This window comes from Halobacillus halophilus, assembly GCF_020171985.1.
In the GTDB taxonomy this organism is placed as follows: domain Bacteria; phylum Bacillota; class Bacilli; order Bacillales; family Halobacillaceae; genus Halobacillus; species Halobacillus halophilus_A.
The window spans coordinates 114,524-135,894 of sequence record NZ_JAIVAL010000012.1 but is presented as its reverse complement, the minus strand read 5'-3'; the positions used below and the strand labels follow the sequence as shown (position 1 = coordinate 135,894).

General features: G+C 43.4%; 18 protein-coding genes and 2 riboswitches. Of the genes, 2 read left to right on the top strand and 16 right to left on the bottom strand.

Annotated features, from left to right (window positions below):
- Positions 1–71: 71 nt before the first annotated feature.
- The 6 genes from LCM11_RS16650 to LCM11_RS16625 are packed head-to-tail and all read right to left on the bottom strand — an operon-like array spanning position 72 to position 7,152.
- Entirely contained in the window at positions 72–1,517 is a 1,446-nt protein-coding gene (locus tag LCM11_RS16650; protein WP_224895417.1) for an aldehyde dehydrogenase family protein, read from the bottom strand.
- A gap of 15 nt (positions 1,518–1,532) precedes the next feature.
- Positions 1,533–2,585: a homoserine dehydrogenase gene (locus LCM11_RS16645; RefSeq protein ID WP_224895416.1), complete on the bottom strand. Its 1,053-nt coding sequence runs from the start codon at positions 2,583–2,585 to the stop codon at positions 1,533–1,535.
- Positions 2,582–3,772, bottom strand: a complete 1,191-nt coding sequence (locus LCM11_RS16640) for a M20 metallopeptidase family protein (protein WP_224895415.1) — start codon at positions 3,770–3,772, stop codon at positions 2,582–2,584. Before LCM11_RS16640 ends, LCM11_RS16645 begins: the two co-directional genes overlap by 4 nt.
- A 13-nt stretch (positions 3,773–3,785) precedes the next feature.
- Positions 3,786–4,979, bottom strand: coding sequence for a cystathionine gamma-synthase family protein (locus tag LCM11_RS16635; protein WP_224895414.1), 1,194 nt, complete (start codon positions 4,977–4,979; stop codon positions 3,786–3,788).
- A complete protein-coding gene (locus LCM11_RS16630) occupies positions 4,966–5,946 on the bottom strand; it encodes a cyclodeaminase (protein WP_224895413.1) in 981 nt (326 codons plus the stop codon). Before LCM11_RS16630 ends, LCM11_RS16635 begins: the two co-directional genes overlap by 14 nt.
- A gap of 3 nt (positions 5,947–5,949) precedes the next feature.
- Positions 5,950–7,152 (bottom strand): M24 family metallopeptidase, encoded by a 1,203-nt coding sequence (locus LCM11_RS16625; protein WP_224895412.1) that lies wholly within the window; start codon positions 7,150–7,152, stop codon positions 5,950–5,952.
- Positions 7,153–7,366: 214 nt separating this feature from the next.
- Between LCM11_RS16625 and LCM11_RS16620 the strand changes: the two genes are divergently transcribed.
- Positions 7,367–8,578 carry a threonine synthase gene (locus LCM11_RS16620; protein ID WP_224895411.1) on the top strand — a complete coding sequence of 404 codons (1,212 nt, stop codon included), beginning with the start codon at positions 7,367–7,369 and terminating at the stop codon, positions 8,576–8,578.
- A gap of 169 nt (positions 8,579–8,747) precedes the next feature.
- On the opposite strand, the gene LCM11_RS16615 is transcribed toward LCM11_RS16620, so the two are convergent.
- From LCM11_RS16615 to thiW, 8 genes are all read right to left on the bottom strand, one after another.
- Positions 8,748–9,467 carry a hypothetical protein gene (locus LCM11_RS16615; protein ID WP_224895410.1) on the bottom strand — a complete coding sequence of 240 codons (720 nt, stop codon included), beginning with the start codon at positions 9,465–9,467 and terminating at the stop codon, positions 8,748–8,750.
- Between the two features lie 749 nt (positions 9,468–10,216).
- Positions 10,217–11,758 (bottom strand): BCCT family transporter, encoded by a 1,542-nt coding sequence (locus LCM11_RS16610; RefSeq protein WP_224895409.1) that lies wholly within the window; start codon positions 11,756–11,758, stop codon positions 10,217–10,219.
- A gap of 170 nt (positions 11,759–11,928) precedes the next feature.
- Entirely contained in the window at positions 11,929–12,855 is a 927-nt protein-coding gene (locus LCM11_RS16605) for an oxidoreductase (RefSeq protein ID WP_224895408.1), read from the bottom strand.
- Positions 12,856–13,854: 999 nt separating this feature from the next.
- The gene (thiE, locus tag LCM11_RS16600) at positions 13,855–14,472 is read right to left on the bottom strand and encodes a thiamine phosphate synthase (protein ID WP_224895407.1); all 618 of its coding nucleotides are present in this window, start codon (positions 14,470–14,472) and stop codon (positions 13,855–13,857) included.
- On the bottom strand, positions 14,472–15,245 hold the full coding sequence (gene thiM / locus LCM11_RS16595; protein WP_224895406.1) for a hydroxyethylthiazole kinase: 774 nt from the start codon (positions 15,243–15,245) through the stop codon (positions 14,472–14,474). Before thiM ends, thiE begins: the two co-directional genes overlap by 1 nt.
- Positions 15,236–16,048, bottom strand: a complete 813-nt coding sequence (thiD, locus tag LCM11_RS16590; protein WP_224895405.1) for a bifunctional hydroxymethylpyrimidine kinase/phosphomethylpyrimidine kinase — start codon at positions 16,046–16,048, stop codon at positions 15,236–15,238. Before thiD ends, thiM begins: the two co-directional genes overlap by 10 nt.
- Positions 16,045–16,734 carry a thiaminase II gene (tenA, locus tag LCM11_RS16585; RefSeq protein WP_224895404.1) on the bottom strand — a complete coding sequence of 230 codons (690 nt, stop codon included), beginning with the start codon at positions 16,732–16,734 and terminating at the stop codon, positions 16,045–16,047. Before tenA ends, thiD begins: the two co-directional genes overlap by 4 nt.
- 45 nt (positions 16,735–16,779) lie before the next feature.
- A riboswitch (TPP riboswitch) is annotated at positions 16,780–16,887 on the bottom strand.
- 5 nt (positions 16,888–16,892) lie between these two features.
- Complete coding sequence (thiW, locus tag LCM11_RS16580) at positions 16,893–17,381, bottom strand: energy coupling factor transporter S component ThiW (protein ID WP_224895403.1); 489 nt, start codon at positions 17,379–17,381, stop codon at positions 16,893–16,895.
- A 77-nt stretch (positions 17,382–17,458) separates the two neighbouring features.
- Positions 17,459–17,568, bottom strand: a riboswitch (TPP riboswitch).
- Positions 17,569–17,665: 97 nt separating this feature from the next.
- On the opposite strand from thiW, the gene LCM11_RS16575 reads away from it, so the two are divergent.
- Positions 17,666–18,193 (top strand): DUF3221 domain-containing protein, encoded by a 528-nt coding sequence (locus tag LCM11_RS16575; RefSeq protein ID WP_224895402.1) that lies wholly within the window; start codon positions 17,666–17,668, stop codon positions 18,191–18,193.
- Positions 18,194–18,230: 37 nt separating this feature from the next.
- Here LCM11_RS16575 and LCM11_RS16570 read toward each other — a convergent pair whose 3' ends face one another.
- Positions 18,231–19,901: a PucR family transcriptional regulator gene (locus LCM11_RS16570; protein ID WP_224895400.1), complete on the bottom strand. Its 1,671-nt coding sequence runs from the start codon at positions 19,899–19,901 to the stop codon at positions 18,231–18,233.
- Positions 19,902–19,917: 16 nt separating this feature from the next.
- Positions 19,918–20,892 (bottom strand): pyridoxal-phosphate dependent enzyme, encoded by a 975-nt coding sequence (locus LCM11_RS16565; RefSeq protein WP_224895398.1) that lies wholly within the window; start codon positions 20,890–20,892, stop codon positions 19,918–19,920.
- Positions 20,893–21,371 lie beyond the last annotated feature (479 nt).

Genomic DNA, 21,371 nt, shown 5'->3' with positions numbered 1-21,371 from the left:
CATTCCAATTTCCACTAAAAAAACCGCTATGTAGAAACATAGCGGCACGAAAACAGGTCATAATAACCCTGTTAAATATTTGATTGTAAGCGGAAGCATACGACCTTCTGTTCTGTCATGGATTCGATCGCGAATCGGACTCCTTCTCTTCCGATTCCAGATCCCTTGGTGCCTCCAAATGGCATTTCATCAATACGATAGTCACTGCTGTCATTAATCATTAAACCGCCAACGTCCATATGTTTGATCGCATAAAAAGCGTGTTGAAGGTTATTCGTGAAAACACCTGCCTGAAGTCCATAGTTGACATTGTTGGACTTTTCAATCCCTTCCTGCAGATTCTTCACCGGCTGGATGATGACGACCGGTCCGAATATTTCTTCTTGAGCAATTCGAGCGTTATCAGAAACATCCGTTAACACGGTGGGATAATAATAGGCCCCGTCCCTTTTACCTCCCGCTTCTATTTTCGCCCCTTCCTGAACAGCTTCTTCCACCCACGTCTCCACGCGAATGGCTTCTTTCTCTTCAATCATAGGACCTACATCTGTATGCTCATCCGTTTTATCGCCCACTCTTAAATCACGAGTTACATTCACAAAATCCTTTACAAAATTCGGATAGATTTCGTCTTCTACGTAAATCCGCTGAACCCCTATACAATTTTGGCCGGCCGCTGAAAAAGCTCCTGATACACAAGATGAAACCGCATCTTCAAGATCTGCATCCTTTAAAACGATGACCGGAGAATTCGATCCTAATTCCATGCTCACTTTTTTTGTCCCCGCCAAGCTGGAAATTCGTTCTCCTGCATCACCGCCTCCTGTAAAAGAAATCATTTTTACAGCTGGATGCGTAACAAGAGGATCTCCTATCTGCTTACCGGATCCTGTAATAACGGAAAGCATACCTTTTGGGAGACCTGCTTCTACTAAAGCTTCCGCTAATTTCAGCGCACTTAAAGGTGTTACCGAGGCAGGCTTTAAGACAATTGCGTTCCCAGCTGCTATCGCAGGACCGATTTTATGAGCTACCAGATTTAACGGATCGTTAAACGGCGTGATTGCACCGACGACCCCTACTGGAAAACGGTAGTAGTAACCGGTCCGATGTTCACTTCCTTCATTTTGGTCAAAATTAATCGTTTCTCCCTTAATTCTTCGTGCTTCTTCTGCACTAATCCGAATCGTCTGAGTAGCTCTTTTTACTTCCCCACGGGCTTCGGTAATGGTTTTGCTTCCTTCTGATGAGAGAATTTGAGCATATTCTTCTGCGTGGGTTTCCATATAGTCAGCCGCTTTAGTTAATACACTGATTCGTTCGTGCACAGGCCATGGATCAACAGATTTGTAAGTGCGATCTGCTATTTCAATGGCAGCAAGCATATCCTCTTTAGAAGCAGCAGGAACATAGGCAATAAGTCTGTTATTCTGGGGATTAAGAACTTCAAATGTCTGATCGGCATCAACCCATTCCCCGCCAAGTAACATTTTCATCGCTTTCACTTTTGTCTGCATGGCACGCTGCCCTCCTTATATTTTCGTTGGTGTACGCTGCTTATGATAGTGAATTAAATCAATCAATAATGAGTAACCTGTTTCCGTAAGACCAGCACCCGCTCCAGTAAGCATAATCGATCCGGCTAAATCGCATTCATAGACAATCGCATTTGTAGCCCCTGTTACTCCAGCTAACGGATCATCCATAGGGATTCTTTCCGGTTTAACACTTGCCTTCACGCGTCCACTACTTTTTTCTACACGAGCAATTAACCTATACTTTTCTCCGTCTTTCCATGCGTCTTTTATTTTTTCCAAGTTAAGTCCACTGATTCCTTCACACTCTACTTCATGTGGGGGGATAGGGGATCTCATTACATGACTGGATAAAATCGATACTTTATACCGCGCATCATAACCTTCCACATCACTGGTGGGATCAGCTTCGGCGTAGCCTAGTTTTTGAGCTTTTTCCAGTGCCTCCTTGTAAGAAAGCCCTCTTTCCATTTCCGTTATCATATAGTTTGTTGTTCCATTTAATATGCCTTTAATTTCAGTAATCTGATTGCCCGCAAGAGTTGTTTCAGGCATCCTTAAAGCTGGTGTTCCACTCATCACAGTCCCTTCGAACCCAAAGAACACACCCTGATCTTCGGCCAGTTGGACCAGTTCTTCGTAAGCAAGTGCGACCGGACCCTTATTGGTCGTTACTACACTCTTTCCATGGGCAAATGCTGTCCGGCAATGGGAGATGGCAGGCTCTCCTGTTTTAACATCGGTAAACGTTACTTCAACAATAACGTCAGCATTGGAGTGCCTAATGGTTTCCAGACTGCTCCACCCTTTAACCGTCTGATGATCCTCCGGGTAGGTTTCGACTGTGGCATGTTCAGTTATACCTTCAAGTAATAGATCCAAGTTCAGCCCTTCTGGATGATAAACAGCTCCGAGCCGCATATCGGCTACAGCTACGACTGAAAAATCAAGACCGTGTTCTGCTTTAAGGTTCTCCTGGCGTTCTTTTATAATTTTAGCCAGCGACTGACCGACTCCTCCAAAACCAATAAAAGCTATTTTCATGGTCATCGAATGCCTCCCTGCTTTAGTAATTCATACGTACTTTCCGTAAGTACACTGACTCCATCACACATAGCAGCTTCGTCTATATTGAAATCAGATTGATGGAGATTGGTCACCTTTTCTGTTGCACACCCTAAAAAAAACATAGCACCGGGAATCTTTTGGGTATAATGACTAAAATCTTCACTGCCCATCCCAAAAGGTTCATTATATATCGTCATTGGATAAGCTGCTTTTCTGAAAACCGCATTAATTTCAGGAGCGTTATAGAGCGCGGGCTCTCCTTTTTGAACCACTAGATCACACTCTCCGCCCAGGGATGCCACGAGAGAAGGGATCCTATTTATTTCGTGAATAAGCATATACCGAACCTCATTAGAGTACGAACGCATCGTGCCTCGGATCTCTACTTCATGTGGAATAATATTGTTTGCTTCTCCTGCTTGAATTTTTCCAATACTAATCGTCCCCACGTCCAAAGGATCCACTTTACGCCCGTTTAAACTGTACAAATTCTGCAGTACAAATGTACTGATCCACACGGGATCGACGGTTTGATGAGGGTAGCCGGCATGACCACCGTCTCCTTTAATCGTAATATGGAACTCATCATTATTTGCCATACTCGGTCCATCGTGGATTTGCACCTCTCCACGTTTTCTCCAAGGACACATATGAAGGGCCAGTATCGAATCGAGTTCTTCCAGTTTATTGGAGCTCAGCATTTTGACAGCCCCGGTTTCACCTTGTTCATCACATTTCTCTTCAGCTGGTTGGAAGACAAGCTTAACCGTCCCCTGAAATCGATTGGCCTTCGCATCTTCGATAAGCAGGTGAGCTACACCAAGCAGAATGGCTGTATGAGCGTCGTGACCACAGGCATGCATAACCCCAGGATTTCTAGAAGCCCAGGTGAAACCTGTTTCTTCTTCAATAGGAAGGGCATCCATATCAGCCCGCACTCCAATCACAGCCCCCGGGCCATTGCTTATCGTTGCAATGAGCCCGTAGCCGCCTACGTTTGTTTCAATATCCTCAATCCCTGCTTCGCGCAGGATTTCTTCCACTTTTCTGCTTGTGCGTTGTTCTTGAAAACTTAGTTCTGGATGTTGATGAAAATCTCTTCTCCATTTGACTAAAGAAGAATGAAGTTCTTGAGAGCGTTTGACTAAGTCCGCGTTTTTGGTTCTCACAAGCTACACTTCCTCAGCTTTTGACATAAGCTTCAATAGCTTTAAAGGCTTGAGCAAGATCCTGTTTTAAGTCATCAATATCCTCTATGCCAGCGGAATAACGAATGAGTCCCTCCGGAATCCCCATAGCTAGTCTTTCAGCCGGAGTACATTCAACGTGGCTGGTGGTTCTTGAAGGTCCGACTACTGTTTCGACAGACCCTAAGTTAGCCGCCCGGTTCGCATATTTTAGTTTAGGTAGGAGTTGTCTTACGGTATCCACTCCCCCGCGAACTGCAAAACTCAGCATACCTCCAAAACCAGTCATTTGCTCTTTCGCTATATCATGGTGAGGGTGGTCCTCAAGACCTGGATAAAATACCCCTTCGACCATATCAAACGTTTTCAGGTATTCCGCGATACTTGCTGCGTTTTTATTTTGCTGATCGACTCGAAGTTTAAGCGTTTTCATACCGCGCAGAATCAGGTATGCCGCCATTGGATCCATTGTTGCACCGTTAATCTCACGATAATGATAAATAGCTTCCACAAGAGCTCGATCGCCGCATACAGCCCCGCCAAGTGCGTCAGCATGACCACCCAGAAATTTCGTGGCACTATGGATCACAAGGTCAGCTCCAAGCTCCAAAGGATTCTGATTTACTGGTGTAGCAAAAGTATTATCTACAATGACAGTAGCCCCTACGGCTTTACCAGCTGCAGCCATTCTTTTAATATCTGTAATTTTAACGGTCGGGTTGGTCGGGCTTTCGAGATAAAGTACTTTACATCCTCTGGCCACTTCCCTTTCGATGGCTTCATGATCTCCTGTATCACACAAAATCACTTCTACTTGCTGTCTCGGAAGAAATTCGGTGAAAATCTTATTGGTGCCGCCATACGTATCTTTAATCGATACCACGCGGTCTCCGGGGAACAGTAAAGTACTCAGAGTATTACTAATTGCAGCCATCCCCGTTGAAAAACTGGTAGAAGCATCTGCACCTTCGAGAATACGAATTTTTTCTTCAAATGCCTGCACCGTTGGATTGGTATTCCGGCCATAAATATGACCCGGTTTATTTCCAATCGCTACTTCATACCATTCATCCATGTCGTCATAACCAAAAGATACACTATGAACGACCGGTACCTGTGTAGCTCCAAAAGCCAACTGTTCTTTTTCTCCGGCCCAAATCGATTTTGTACTGAATTTAGCTTTTTCCATTTATAATCTCCTCCTGAGGTACAAGTAATGAATAGACGTGACGGGCTATAACCGTATCTTGCACACCCGTCCCTGTAAGATCGCAAACCGTAACTTCATCGGCTGACTGCCTTCCTGGCTTGCGTCCGCTTGTTATTTCTCCGAGCTCAATAGCCCTGCTCACCGTTTCCTGTTGACCATTCCTTAGTTCTCCCAGCCGCACAGACTGCGCTTTCACATCACAAACTAACTGATCCGCCCGTTCTAACACCGACGTTTCGAGTTCCTGTTTATGTTCGGCATCAGAGCCCATAGCAGTAATATGAACACCTGGTTTTAACCACTCCCCTTTTACAAGAGGTTCAGAGGACGGGGTGGTCGTTACCACTATATCGCTATTCTCTGCGACTTCCTTCGGGTGAGCGCACACCTCTACCGGCAGGCTTAATCGTTCTTCGATGTCTTCTTTATAGGCTTCAGCCTTCTTACTATCTCTACCGTAAACCAGCACCCTCTCTATGGGACGAACAAGCGAAAGAGCTTCCAACTGTAGTCTCGCTTGAGCGCCGGTCCCTATAATTCCAGCTGTTCGACTATCCTGCCGACTGAGATGACGGGCAGCTACTGCACCCGCAGCAGCGGTACGTAAGTCGGTCAACAGACCCTGATCTGCAAGAATCGACATTGGTCTGCCTGTTTCCGCACTCAGGAGAATCATCAGGCCGTTCGCGCTTGGCAGTCCGATTTGAGGATTATTAAAAAATCCAGAAGAAAGCTTGATAGCGAAACTATCATACCCTCTAATATAAGCGGATTTAATATCGACTTCTCCGTTATGTTCGGGGACATCAATTCGCATGATGGGAGGCATTTGCACTTTGTTTTCACTTAGGGCATTAAAACCTTCTTCCACCAAATCGACTACCTTCTTATCTAAATGAACTACATGATTAATTTCACTACGTTGAAATAATTGGATGATCGTCACCTCCTAGCTGATTTGTCCGCTAAGGTCCATATGATCCCTTATAATTAATTCTTGGGGATAAGTGGTAAACCGTTCAGAACCTTCTTCCGTGATCCGGAATGTTTCACTGATTTCAATTCCATCCGTATCAAACCATAAGGCCGGTATAAGGTGAAAAGTCATATTAGGTTGTAAAACTGTAGAATCCCCTTTTCGAATACTTGCGGTATGCTCTCCCCAATCCGGCGGATAATTCAGCCCAACGGAATAGCCGAGCCGTGCCTCTTTCTCGAAACCATGCTTCTTAATTGTCTTTCTCCAGACTTCCTCAAGTTCTCCGCAGGTTACGCCCGGTTTAGCTGCGTAAAGTACCTCCTGGATCCCTTCAAGGACGACCGGTGCTACCACTTGAAGCTTTTCATTCGGCTGTCCAACCGTTACGGTTCTTGCGAGTGGTACATGATAACGCTTGTAGCAACCCGCCAGTTCAATAATGACGGCATTCCCTTCTACAAAAGGACGGTCGCTCCACGTTAAGTGTGGAATTGAGGTGCGATCACCGGTCGGAAGTAGAGGCACAATTGCTGGATACTCTCCCCCGAATTCTGGTGTTCCTTTGACCATTTGATAATAAATTTCAGCAGCTGTATCACATTCACGCACTCCCGGGCTGATACTTTCAACCCCTTTTCGCATGGCCAAATCTGCGATCTTCGCTGCTTTTTTCATATATTCAATTTCCTGGTCTGATTTAATCATTCTTACCCGGTTAACCAGCAGAGTAGCATCTTGAAAAACGGCGTCCGGCATTCCTTTTTTCAATCTCTCAAGCGCCATACCGGTAAAGTAGTATTGATCCATCTCAACACCAACTCTTCGATTTCCATGACCAATTTGGGTTAAAATTTCAGAGATGAAATCCATTGGGTGATAAACTTCAGAGTGTACATAATAATCCGGATAAGCAATTACATTTTCATCATAAATCCAAGTCGTAACCCGGGCCCCATTTGCGTCCTGGTAACGTCCAATCCATAAAGGCTGTGGTTCATCAATGATAATCACAAGCATCTGATGTACATAAAAGGACCAAGCGTCATACCCGGATAGGTAATTCATATTTGCCGGATTGGATATTAGCAGGACTTCGATTCCTTTCGCTTCCATACTCTTTTTTGTCTCTTGTAATCGCTGGTGATACTCAAGAATGTCAAAAGGAAGCACCATTTGAACCCCTCCACTTTTTCTGAATATTTAAATATTGATTAATTATATTTTATTCAACCCGCTTTTTTTTTGTAATGTAAAAAGTGTATGAAGTTTCAAAACCAGATTTACTACAAACTTAAAAATCGACATTCTCTGTATAAGCCTCCCTGAGTAAGCTGCAGCGATATGGTGTGTTACCATGAAGCTAATACTTATAAGGAGGCTCCTAAAAATGAATTACAGTTACATATCTCACTTGTACTGCCCGAAATGTTCAAAAACTTATTCAAGCGAAGAAACTCAGCATTTATGCTCATGCGGATCCCCTCTATTGGTCGAATACCGTCTTAATGAGTTAGCTCACGATTGGAAGAAAGACCACTTGGCGAACCGCTCTCCTGATTTATGGCGCTATCATGAACTTCTTCCACTTGAAGATGAACAATACAAAACCACTTTAGGAGAAGGAATGAGTCCATTATTATCAATGAACAGAATCGGAGAGGAAATGGGTATTGATGATTTACTCATGAAGGACGAAGGAACGATTCCAACGGGGTCATTTAAAGCTCGTGGAGCCGCTGTAGGAGTTTCAAAAGCGAAAGAACTTGGTGTGGAAGAATTGGGTATGCCTACGAACGGCAATGCAGGCGCAGCGTGGTCTCTATATGCCGCTCGCGCATCCATGAAATCTACTATCGTCATGCCGATTGATGCTCCCAAAATTACCAGAAACGAATGTGCTATATCTGGAGCAAACTTATACTTAGTCGATGGATTAATTAGTGATGCGGGTCAAATTGTTGGAAATGCCGTAAAAGAGAAAGGAATGTACAATGTTTCTACATTAAAAGAGCCCTATCGAATCGAAGGCAAAAAAACCATGGGGCTGGAGATCGCCGAACAGTTGAATTGGGAGGTTCCTGATGTCATTCTTTATCCCACCGGAGGCGGTGTCGGATTGATTGGCATTCACAAGGCATTAAAGGAGCTTCAACAACTGGGATGGATCCAGAAAGATAAATTGCCGAGACTTGTAGCTGTACAATCAGAGGGGTGTGCTCCGATTGTTCAGGCATGGGAAAAAGGAGAAACAGAGGCTCCTTTTTGGGAAGGTTCTGAAACGGTAGCATTTGGAATTAATGTACCTAAAGCTCTTGGAGATTTTCTAGTACTTGAAGCTCTTTATGAGACAGATGGTTGCGCCATAGCGATCAGTGACGATGCTCTTCTTGAAGAACAAAAGAAAGTGGCTCAAAAGGAAGGGGCTTTCGTATGCCCTGAAGGAGCTGCGGCATTCTCGGCAGCCCGCCGCCTTCGCAAGCAAGGATGGATTCAGGACAAGGAAAAAGTGGTGGTTTTAAATACAGGAGCTGGCATTAAATATCCAGATACCGTAAATGTAGATTTGCCGATCCTTAACCCTGGAGACAGAATTGGATAAACGAAAGGACCAAAAGAAAAAGACGGGCTAGCCCGTCTTTTTTACGTTTCTTATTAATTTATAGAAAGAATTTCGACTCTTTATTGACTTAGTCGCAAGGATGTTGGGCCTGCTTTTACAATTACTCAAATCAAAAACCTGGTCTAATATCGAATGGTGCAAGTCCGTTCTAAAATTTACGGAAGAGTGATAAAAACCATTCCCAGCCGCCTTTCGGCTGTTCCGTTTTTTTCATAGCGCTCTCTAAACGTGTGTTGAAATCGTTTTGTAGTCTCCACTCTTTATTTTGCTCAGCGCGCATATTCTTTATTTCTTCTTGCAATGCTTCCGTCTTTTCTTTTTCCTGCTGAAGCAATGTTTCATAAAGCTCTTCCTGCTGAGTAGACAACTTTTCAATTTTGGCATTCGTTTTTTGAGCAGAATTGCTAATACCCGCACTTATATGATGGTGGTCCTGCTGCAGACGTGAAACGGTGGTTTTTAACTCTGAAATATCGCTGGTTAACTGTACATTCATCTCACGGGTAGCTGCGAGTTCGCTGGATAGAGCCCGGAAAAATTCTTTTAACTGATCGTTGCTCTGGAGTGAAGGATTGTATGTATCGGGCACCGATATACCAGCTTCCTTATACCCTTTTAAGCGTTCTGTCTGCTGTTCCACCAGTTCCTGAGCTATAACGTCCAATGGTTTCTCCGTATCGCGTATCGATATAAGGGCTTCGATATCAGATTGTACAAAGATTCGCCGGTCACGATTTTTGAAAAACTCATATCCATTGCGTTCTAAGATTTGAGCGTATTTACGAACAGTTGGTGTCGCAATTCCCACTTCTTCGGCTACCTCTTTAGAAGAGAAAGCCTGTTCATTTGGTTGAATATCGCTTCGCATATCGCACCTCTTTCTATTAAATACCAAGGCTTCCTGAGACCTCTCCAGGTTATATCGCGTTGCGATATACCTGACTATCAAAAAAGTGCTTATAAAAATAAAATAATAAAAATTCCCTTTGGCTATACTCAGTCTTTATTCAATACAAGCTATTATATCGGCTGCCGATACTAGCAATATGATGCCCACTTGAAAATAAAGAATAGATTTTAATAAAACTACTGTATCTTAGTTATTATAAAATATATCGCTTTGCGATACAACTAGATTCTAAAGACATAATCTTCTATAAACAGAGTCTATTAGGCCACATTTTCACCTATGACCGTGCTTTTCTTATATACAGTAAATTCAGAAAGTTCATATCGTGTCGAGATAGGCGATATGCTCTCAGCTGCCCTCCTAAAAAACAATAGTCTTACCATAAAATGTTTCTGTGAAACATTTTCACGGTATGTTGTTTCTATTTACTGCTAGTAAAACCAAAAAGAGTCTTAGAGAATGGTACTTTCAAGTTTTTTGACTATCTTTAAATGATCAGCTAGTACCAGGATTATGGATAATCCCGTCTATAGTAGGCGGCCATTACAAAGATAAATGCAGGTCCGGTGATTCTGATCTGTCTTATATGAGATATCGAGAGTCCTGCACAGGGGCTGAGTTAAAACCTTCGTTTATACTCTTGCACAAATAATTTTCAAGCAATAGAAAACCCTCTCTCCATAATGATCGGAAAGAGGGTTTTCTCCTTAACTACTACTTCGAACGTTATGCTTCCAAGCTTTATCTTCATCAATCATACGTTTTGCAGCGTATATTAGGATAAACTGCAGGAAGATAATTGGCAGACCCATAAGTCCTGATATAACTTCAAGAGGCGGCAATCCACCGATACGCATAAGTACTAAAGCCAAACCAGTTATAACAGCTGCAATAATAATACGCAGCGTTTTCGGCGGCTCGTATTTACTCATATCTCTTGTGCTTGTATAAGCAGCTACGGTATAAGTGGTAGAATCAAGCGTTGTCGTTAAGAACACAAGTGCCACAATCATAAAGATGACGATAGAAATTTCTCCAAATGGAAGAGTTGACAATATCTCTGGGATAGCTGCCATTCTTGCGTTATTTTCAACCATCTGCAAAATAGACATATCTCCCATAAGATATCTATGAACCCCTAATCCTCCGAGTACTCCTGTCGCAATCCATGAGATAAGGGTAGGCGCCAGCAAGTAAGTCAGGATCATTTCCTTAATCGTTCTGCCTTTTGAAATTTTAGCAGCAAATACACTGTGGAGCATGGCCCATGTTGCACTGTAAGCATACCAAAACACGGTATTACTTTGGATGTGTGAGGTTGCTCCCTGATGAACAGACTGTGTATTTAATGAAATATTAAGGTAATTAGCTAATAGGAAAGATACACTATCGGAGAAGTAATTTAATATAAATACTCCCGGTCCTCCTATTAAAATAAACAAAGCAAATATGGCAGCTAAATACATGTTAAATGTACTCAATCGTTTAATTCCTTTTTCAATACCTAAATACGCACTAAGTGAAAATAAGAACACCCATATGATCGTAACTGTTATGGTCAGACCAAAGTTAACTTCGATGCCAAAAAGGTGAGATAAGTTCTGAGTAATAATAGGCGCTCCTAATCCAAGCGTTACAGCTGCGCCTGCTAGTATACTAATAAGGAATAATACATCAAGCACTTTACCGCCTAATCCATCAGTAAATTTATCACCAAAAAGGACACGACAGGCTTCAGATATCCTCATTAGGGGACGCTTTCTTACGTGAAGAATGTACCCCATCGCCGGAGCAATCAACACGAAGATGGCGAAGACCTGGAACCCCCATAGAAACATACTGTAGGCATTTCCCCATAAAAGAGCTTCCGGTGATCCAGCTTCTACACCTGCTGGTGGGTCATTCGCAACAGAAGTCCACTGAAGCATTCCGGTTCTCATAATGGTCGAACCTACGCCCATAGCAATGAGGATCGATGCGTATTCAAATAAAGTGAATCGCGGCTTCTCATTAGGTTTTCCCAGTACCACTTGGCCGTATTTTGAAAATGATAAATACAATCCTGCTATAACTAAAATAATTCCATACCAAAGATAACCCCAGCTGAATACCTCGACAATATAATCAAATATAGAATTCAATACTTCCAATGACTCTTTCTCGTACATAGCAAATGGGATGCTAATCCCCAGTATGATTAATAGTGAGGGTATAAAAATCTTGTAATCGATGAGTTTTTTCCTATCCATCTAAATCCTCCTCAATCCTTTCTTAATAATTGGTCTATATCCCTGCTTACCCGCTCATTACAAAAAAAAACTAAAATTAATATATTAAAATACCTTTTTTATTATTTTCTTTACTCTGGAAGAAGCTCATAAAAAAGCCTAAGCCTTAAAAGGCTTAGGCAGTCATTCTATTAAACAGGGAACTTCACACCTGTTAATCGCTCGGACTCTTTCCAGAGGAAGTCCGCGTCCATTACATCGTAAGCATGAGTTTTAGGAGCAACTACTACAGGATCTCCTTTCATTTCCATAAAACCGGAAGGACCTAAATAGCGTCCGCCTTCTAATGAAGAATCGGTAGCAGCACGAATACCCGGGAGCGCTCCATCATAGGCGCTTTGTGTAACGCGGATAAGCACCCCTTCCAGCATTTTATAAAGAAACTTGTCTTCTACATGGCGTGCTAAGTTGGTTTGAGCACCTCCTGGATGAGCTGCTTCGCTTTTGATAGACAGACCAGCTTTATCAATACGACGCTGCAATTCAAATGTAAACAGTAAATTAGCCAGTTTAGATTGGGAATAAGCTTTCATTGGTTTGTAACCCTTACCGCCCTCAAACATCAGATTATCAAAATCGATCGCTCCTGATTTATGGGCATTACTACTGATGTTAACTACTCTAGAGTCGTTTGTTTCTTTTAAGCGTTCGAAAAGAAGAGCAGTCAACGCAAAATGGCCCAGATGATTAATACCGAGCTGCTGTTCAAAACCGTCTTTCGTTTTACCGTAAGGCGTCGTCATTACTCCTGCGTTATTCAGAAGGATATCGAGCCTAAAGTATTTGGCTTTAAATATACGTGCGAATTCTTTCACAGAGTCCAAATCCTGAAGGTCTAAAGGCATCACATCAATAATGGCATTCGGGTTTTCCTTCCTTATTGCTTCATATGCCTCTTCTCCACGTTCTAAAGATCTTGAAGCAAGGACAACAGTGGCCCCTTTTTCAGCGAACACTTTTACCGCTTCAAATCCAAGACCTCCGTTTCCGCCTGTTACAATAGCTACTTTGTCTTTTAATGAAGGGATTTGATCTACAGACCAAGTTTGTTGACTCATTTTCTGTTCACTTCCTCTATTGATATATTGAATGGATATCTTCTCATTTTGTAATGTCTTACATTAATTCTTCCTATTCTTTTACCCTTCACCCTCTTAATTAAACCGATCTGAAATAAGGAAGCAACCCCTGACGGAAATGACCAATAAAAAACAGTGCCTTTAATGAAGACACTGTTAAAACAAACGATCAATAACTATTAAAGATAAGCTCCCATTCCTTGAAGACTCGATTTCGAGATATTGGGTTATGAAGAAGGTCCTCCGGGGGACGATTTCGCTTTACGGCCCTGCACGATGCAGGGTCGTTCGACGTTGCCACAGGACGTAGCGATCTTAGTCGAACTTCTTATATGTGCTGAGCTTCCTCGGGCTTAACAGCCCTGCGGGATCTCACCTATCATGTTCATCCCGCAGAAGTCTTCATCGTCCCCCTTCGGACCTTGCCGAATTAGATGCTCGAAACCATTTAAGACGTCGACGGATTGATGAGAAAAAAGCATGTGATTATGAGGCTATTTCATGCTATAACGTTGTGGAATAGCATGTCTTAAAAGGATTTAGGACCGATAAGAAGGAGTACAATCTTTCCTATAAAAGCGTCCGTTATTCTTACTCGGCTGGGCTGGTGGGGAAATGGCGAGACTCCCATGGGAGAAGGGACTAGGTGAGATCCCGCAGCGAGTGAAACGAGCGAGGAAGCTCACCGTTCCCCCATAGGAAAGTGTTCAAATGTGGCATCACCCCGCAAGACACGACCAGCATAAGCCGAGCATCAAAAGGATGGTGGTCTTTCCGTCCGTTGATGAACGGCTTATGTCTCGAGTGTCTGGGTGATAGAACAAGACGAGTTATTTCCCCACCAGCCCTTCTTCACATACCGTAACGGACCCGAATTATCTCGAAACTGAGTCTTCAACTAATCGGCCCTACTGTTGAATAAGTGTGCATCGGTATTGTTTGACCAACGTCTGGTAAAATCCGGCACTCCAAGTTTCGTTATAGACGCTTGACCGCTTCGGCTATTGATTCGGCGTGCGTGATGGCTGAAACGACGGCAACACCAGCAGCACCTGCTTCTATAACCGATGAGGCATTTTCCGTATTAATCCCTCCGATCCCAACGATCGGTAAATCCGGATACGATTCTTTCAGCTGCTTAATCCACACCGTTCCAACAACAGGCTTGGCGTCTTCCTTCGTACTCGTTTGAAAGACAGGGCCAGCTCCAAGATAGTCGACTTTTTCCAAAGAACTTTGGATTACTTCCTGCTCTGTAGAAACGGACAGGCCGAGGATTTTGTCTGGAAATTGCGACCTTATGACTTCCACACTTATGTCTTCCTGACCTACATGAATTCCGTCTGCCTCAAGCGGTTCAACCATATCTAAATCATCATTAACTATGAAGAGGATCCCCTTCTCCCGGCACAGTCCTCTTAACTTCCGGCCAAGCTCAAGCTTAGTGTCTCCTTCAAGTGATCCTCTTCCCTTTTCTCTATATTGAAAAGCGGTTATCCCTGCTTCAATGGCTTCTTCCAGAACAGCTTCAGGATCCCTGTCCGTGTCCTGGCTGCCCATTACGAAATACTTCCTTAACTGCTTAGATAATGTCACTATTCTCCTCTCCTTAATTGCTCAGGATCCATAGCCAATGCATCGAGAAAATGAGGAGAAAATGTTCCCGGTCCCTGTACTTCATCTTGGGAGGCTGCATGTTCAGCGGCCGCTCCAAAAAATTCCAAAGCTGTATGAATCTTGGTTACACTTGTTCCAGATGCAGCCATGCATGCAGTAAGAATCGATCCAAGCAGGCATCCGGTCCCAGTCACCTTCGCTAACAGAGGATGCCCTGTTGAATTAGTCCGGGTTTCGGACCCATCAGATACTACGTCAATCTTTCCCGTGACAACAGCAGTGGTCTCATAGGTTTGTGCTACTCTTTCCGCAATTGATTTTTCGTTCCCTTTACCGGTCGATTCTACCCCTTTTGTCTCTACTTCTTCTCCTATTAGATGGGCAAGTTCTCCGGCATTTCCTTTAATTACGGAAGGTTTTACCTTTTCTAAAATGTTCTGCATACTTTTCGAGCGGAATTTAGTAGCAGGTGCTCCAACCGGATCCAATACTACAGGAACTCCTGCCTCATTCGCCGCCTGGCCAGCTATAATCATGGAATTCACCTGATTTTCTGTTAATGTCCCTATATTAAGAAGAACACCATCGGCAAGACGTGATACATCCTCAACCTCTTCTTTGGCGTGTGCCATGATAGGAGAACCTCCAAAAGAGAGTAAACCGTTGGCACTGAAATTCATCACCACTCCATTCGTTATATGGTGAATCAACGGCTGATTTTGTCGCACTTCTTTAATAATGTTTATATCCATTTGTCAGAAACCTCCTCACGAATAGCAAAATGATTGGTCGGACCGCTGCCATTTCCTAGTTCGAAGGAATATCGAATTGCCTCTGTTACAAAATATTTAGCTTTTTTGACAGCTTCCACCAGGGAGAGCCCTTGTGCCAGATAAGCAGTAATCGCTGCCGAATACGTACAGCCGGTCCCATGAGTATTTTTTGTTTGAATACGTTCTGATTCGAAGGTATGGATCTCATTTCCATCAAATAAATAATCGATGGCTGCCCCTTCTCTGTGTCCGCCTTTGACTAAGGCTGCACCTGCTCCGAAGTCCTTAACGATAGCTTCAGCCGCTTCTTTCATATCCTCCTCCGTTTCAATCCTTTTCCCGGTTATCTCTTCCGCTTCCGGGATGTTAGGAGTTACTAAAGTGGTTAGAGGTAGCAGTTGTTTTCGTAATACTTCACGGGACTCTTCTTCACTTAATGAATCACCACTTTGAGAAATCATAACAGGATCCATTACATAATAAGCGTCGACTTTCGTGATCCACTCGGCTATTATTTTCATCATATCTTTTTGAGCGACCATTCCTGTTTTTACAGCGTGGACCGGCATGTCCTCAGAAATTGAGTGAAGCTGTTTTTCCAGGAAATCAAGGGGAAGATGGTGAACATCCTTTACTCCCGTTGTATTTTGGGCCACAGCAGAGGTGATCACGGACATCCCGTAGCATTTTAATTCCTGGAATGTTTTTAAATCTGCCTGGATACCTGCTCCTCCGCTTGGGTCTGTACCCGCAATAGTCAATGCACATGGAACGTGGTTCATTTAACATCCACCGCCTTTCCTTCAATCCATTCTTCACATGTATAAGCCATTTCCCAAAAAGACCATTCCAGCTGACAGCTTTTGCGAAATGCATCTCTAATACGACGGAGTTCTTTTTCTGAAGCTTGCTCAGCTAAATGATCGAGCCGGCTTCGCAAATGGTCCGTCAGAATTTGCATCTCACTTTCGGCATAGAATTTTATCCAGGGATAAAAAGGATGATCCTGGTCAGGCTCATACTCCTTCATCAAATATCTTCCTATTTCTAAATAAGTCCAAGGACAAGGAAGCAGTGCGGCAATAATTTCACCAAGACCTCCCATTTGAGCATGGTACATCATATGCTTTACATAATGATCAGCCGTTGGAGGAAGCGCGTAACCCTGAAGATCCTCGTAACGAATGCCGATATACTCGCACAAATTATGATGGGGATGTACTTCACTATGAAGAACAAAATTAACTTGTTCGTTAAAATATTGGATATCTTCACGCTCAGAAGACTTGGAGATTGCAATTCCATAAATGTGCATAAATGCATTTAAATATTCGTAATCTGCTTTTATATAATGAGCAATAGATTCTGAGGGAAGTCGGCCATTTCCAATCCCTTCGACGAAAGGATGATGAAAAATTCTTTCAAATATATCATGGTTTTCCTGTCTTAACTGTTCTGTAAATGACATGAATTTGCCTCCTGATTTTTGCGGAAGCTACTAAGAGAGGGAGAGTGGGGCTGCTTACTACTTCCCTCCGCTGGCATGATCCAGATCAGGTGCTAAGGGACCAAGGAATTTTCTTCCTTATCTCAGCGAACACTCGCGCCCCTAGTAGTTTCCGTGTATTATGGTTGTAAGATATATTTTTCCAATTTAACTCTTGAGACGATGATCCATCCTATCATAGCGCCCGATATACTGCTGACTAAGAAGGATGGAAGAAATACCAGCGCTCCAGATGAACTGCCCATGAGCAGTTTGGCATATGGAACAGCGAATAAGGCTCCAATAACTCCGGTACCAAGCACTTCACCGGCAACGGCGGCACATTTATTCTGAATCCATTTGTATAAGATGCCCGCAAGAAACGCACCGATCATTCCTCCAGGAAACGCGAGCAAGGTGCCTAACCCCAGGAGGAGGCGTAATAGACCGATCATAAAAGCTATGGCTACAGCCGGTAAAGGACCAAGTGTAACAGCTGCCATCACATTTACCGCATGCTGGACTGGATAAGCCTTTGCTACGCCTGCTGGAAACCAAAGCAGCTGAGCCCCAAGTGTTCCAATCGCAACAAATGCAGCCATAGTCGTGAGTAGTCTTGTTTTGTTCATGTCTGTCCTCCCTTCCATAGGGGAAAATAAAAAAGCCAGATCCTGGGAGGGACCTGACTTAAAAGGGTAATGTCTAATAAAATAGTAGACTACTTCCCTCCGCTGGTCTTAACCAGATCAGGTTCTTAAGAGTCGGAATGCTTAGTTGCTTTCCTCTCAGCCTATTCAGGCTCCCCTAGTAGTAATAATCATAGATTCACTTGGTTGTTTTATACTATAACAAAGTTAAAGATGGATGTCATGGAAAATTATTCAAAAATCCAAAAAGAAAGGCAGGCAAGTCTATGAAAGCCTGGGGATGCATATTTTTCATAGCTATGATTCTGACCGGGTGCGGCTCTGCACCAACTTCTAATTCTGATAGTGATTCCAAAAAATCGCCCGAACAAGAAAACCCTGCGCCTCCTGAAATTACGGGATATGTTATGGAGCAGAAAAAGGACCAAATTCTAGTGGTGTCCCCCCTGGACTCTAATTCTGACAATCCTGCGAATGCCATGTGGGTCTCAGGCGCTCCTAAAAACCGCTGGGTAGGTAAACAGGTCGAAGTGTGGGTGAAAAATGGAGTCCGTGAATCCTTCCCCTCTCAGGCCGAAGCAGAAGAAGTGTCGACTCTCGAAATGAGCCATGTGGAGGGTGCAGATTTAGAAGCTTCTGAGGCTCTGTCTAAATCTCTTATGGAGATTCCGGGAGACAAACTTTTAGCCGTAAAGATGATTTCTTACGTTGAGGAAGAGGATGTATGGGAGATTCAATTAACTAGAATTGGTTCAAGTGACGAGGACTTAGAAACAACCGTCGCCGACAGATAATAAATAAAAATGAGCGGCTCCTTTGCAGAAGAAGCGCTCATTTTTCTATTTTTTTCAACATCCATAATCGTACACTGAGCTCCAAAAGGAAAAGATCATCTGCATCCAACAAAGAAAGCCCTGTTAATTGTTCAATATTCCTTAAGCGATGCAGCAACGACTGTCGGTGAAGATTTAAGGCGCGGGCCGTCTGGCTTACGTTACTGTTGTATTTGTTATACACAATGAACGTATGAATTAAGTCGGTCTGTCTTCGTTGATCATATTCGATTAGTTTTTCCAAGGTATTCTGGACAATAAACTCAATTTCCTTTTCGTGTGATAGGGCCATTAACAAGCGATTCATTCGTGTATCACTGAAAAAAGTGCGGTCACCATCTTCATGTTTCTGGCGTCCAATATTTAAAGCGGTAGCGGCCTCTTCATAGCTCTGGTGGAAGTTGTACAAGCCATCTTTATGGCAGGAGACTCCCCAGGAAATCGTAATACCGGCAAGTAACTCGTGAAGGCGCCGCTCCACAAGATCAAGAAATTGATTGGCTGTCTCCGGATATGTCTTGGCATCCGCTTCTATATAAACGATAACTTCCCCTTCATCAAACGTGGTCATCGTCTGACGCTTCAGCACATCGCCTGCATGTGTAACTTCCTTTTGGATATAGTAGTTCCGGCTGTGCATGGAGGAAGATTGGACCGAATGTTCCTCTGAGCCTACAGGACCATCAATCTGCTTTTTAAATCGAATATCCCCTACGAGACATACATAAGGTTTATCTAAATCATAGCCAAGCAGATGAGCTTTTGCCAAGAGCGCCTTATCGATATCGACTTCGGTTTTGGCAAGTTCAAGTAAAAAATTATCCTTCAAGCGGATTTCGGTCATTTCGATTGCGTTTTCTTTGACAAAATACAAAGCGCAGGCCGTTAATGTGTGCTCTAAAATCGATAAATCCACCCACGACAACTCATGGTCCTCCTCTGGCTTAAACAGCAGATATCCTTGCTTTTTATAATTCGAAAGGATCGTCAGCTGATAGCAAAAATGCGGACCAATCTCATATTTTTCAATGTAATGGACTAGTGGATGATCACTAAAAGGTTCTGGAGAAACGAGTTGAAACGCTTCGTTTTCTTTCCCGTTCAGTACGTCCAGAAAATAGCGGTCGAATTGCTGATTAGCCCTGATTTGTTTATTATGGTCACTGATTGCAGCAGGAATATGGGTATTATCGTAAAGAATCGTGGTGATTTCCTGCAATCCTTTCCCGTTCAATACACAATTAATCAATTCCTGGCGGATGGTTTCGGCTCGCTGTTGTCCGGTCTGCTTTTCCTCACTTATTAAACGAAGAACATCCTGCAGAATATCTCCGAACCTGACCTCCCATGGAATTTCCATAATCATAAAATTGTGTTCCTCTGCTATTTTCAGAATACGGTCCGGGATTTTGTAAAGGTGTCGTCCTGTAGCAAAAGCGAGAGCTGAAGCATCTGCACGAATAACATCCTTCACATATTCCTCAAGTGCAGTTATATCGTCTCCGCATCCCACCCCTGTGCTCAGCACAAACTCATTATTTCTCACAAAATTTTCAACAGGTGTCTCAATTACAGATATCCATTGTACGGGCTTATCTGTAATCGTAGTTAACACTTTGGCTTGTTCAAAAATAGGTAACCGCAGCACTCTTTCCACTGTAACTCCCATTCGCTTCACTCCTGCCCTATTGATTCTTAATTAAGTGATCGATGGTGTGTTGGTCAATGTTGTTTCCGCTGACCACCAGTACGACATGGTTACCTTTAGCACTCTTTTCGTTCAGCAGCCACCCTATACCTGCTGCAGCAGCGCCTTCCACCGCCATTTTGTGATGGTTCAGCATAAATAATATTCCGTTACCAATCGATGATTCAGAAACCAATTTAGCTTCGTCTAAAAAAGTCTGGGTTAAAGAAAAGGTATACTCATTATTAGGACCAAGACCGCCAAGCAGACTATCCGCAAGCGTGTCTTCTTCTTTCAGGATAACCGGCTCGCCCTTTAGCAGACTCTCATACATGACCGCTGACCTTTCCATTGAGACCCCGGTGATTTGAATATCAGAATCAATACTCTTTAAAGAAGCACCAATACCTGATAGTAACCCTCCACCTGATAAAGGAATAATGACCTGATCCACATCCGGACACTGCTCCATAATTTCGAGTCCAATCGTCCCTTGACCTGCGATCACTTCCCGGTCGTCAAATGGTTTGATAACGGTCATACCGGCTTCTTTCTGGAGTTCGTAGCAGCGGGCTTCAGCATCATCCTGACTTTCCCCCACCACTTCTACCTGAGCTCCCAGACGCTTCAAACGATCGACTTTAGCGGCGGGTACACGATTAGATATACAGACGACACATGGAATGTTGGATTTTCCCGCTACATAAGAAACCGCGATTCCATGGTTTCCTGTAGAAAAAGTAGCGACTCCTTTTTCCTTTTCCTCCGGTGTCAGAGAAAGAATTTTGTTCGCAGCTCCTCTCAGCTTAAATGATCCGGTGGGATGAAAGTGCTCTAGCTTCAAGTAGACGTGTGAGTCCACATGTTGGGAAAGGTGCTCAGAATAAATTAAAGGTGTGGGACCATCAACGATCTCCCGAATGCGTTTCTTTGCTTTCCAGACTTCTCTAAACGGTAATAATGGATGCTCCACCAGCCCGTCCCCCTTTGCTTAACTATATGAGACAACCATTCTGACTTTTCTGATATTTTTGTTGTAATTCTTATTATAGTTGATAGTACGCTTCTCATAAAAGAGTCTGGCAGGAAAAAAACAATATTCCTCCTTTTTTTTCGATAGTTTCAGTGTAGCTTGTTATAGATAAGTTCCCTTTTGTTGAAGACTCAGTTTCGAGCTATTTTGGGTCGATACTTCATATAGAGAAGGGATGGCTGCGGAAACAACTCGCTTTCCTGCGGGATGAACATAACAGGTGAGGCCCCGGAAGGCGCCAGCCTGAGGAGACTCAGCGCATGCCCGCGGAAAGCGAGCCGGTCCCTGGAGCCCCTTTCTCCACACAATATCTCGAAACGGAGTCTTACAGTAATCGGCCGGATTGTTGAATAAGGTGTTTGTAGAGTAAGATGAAAAACAGCCTGGAGAGGAACCAGGTGGGTTCTCTCCAGGCTGAG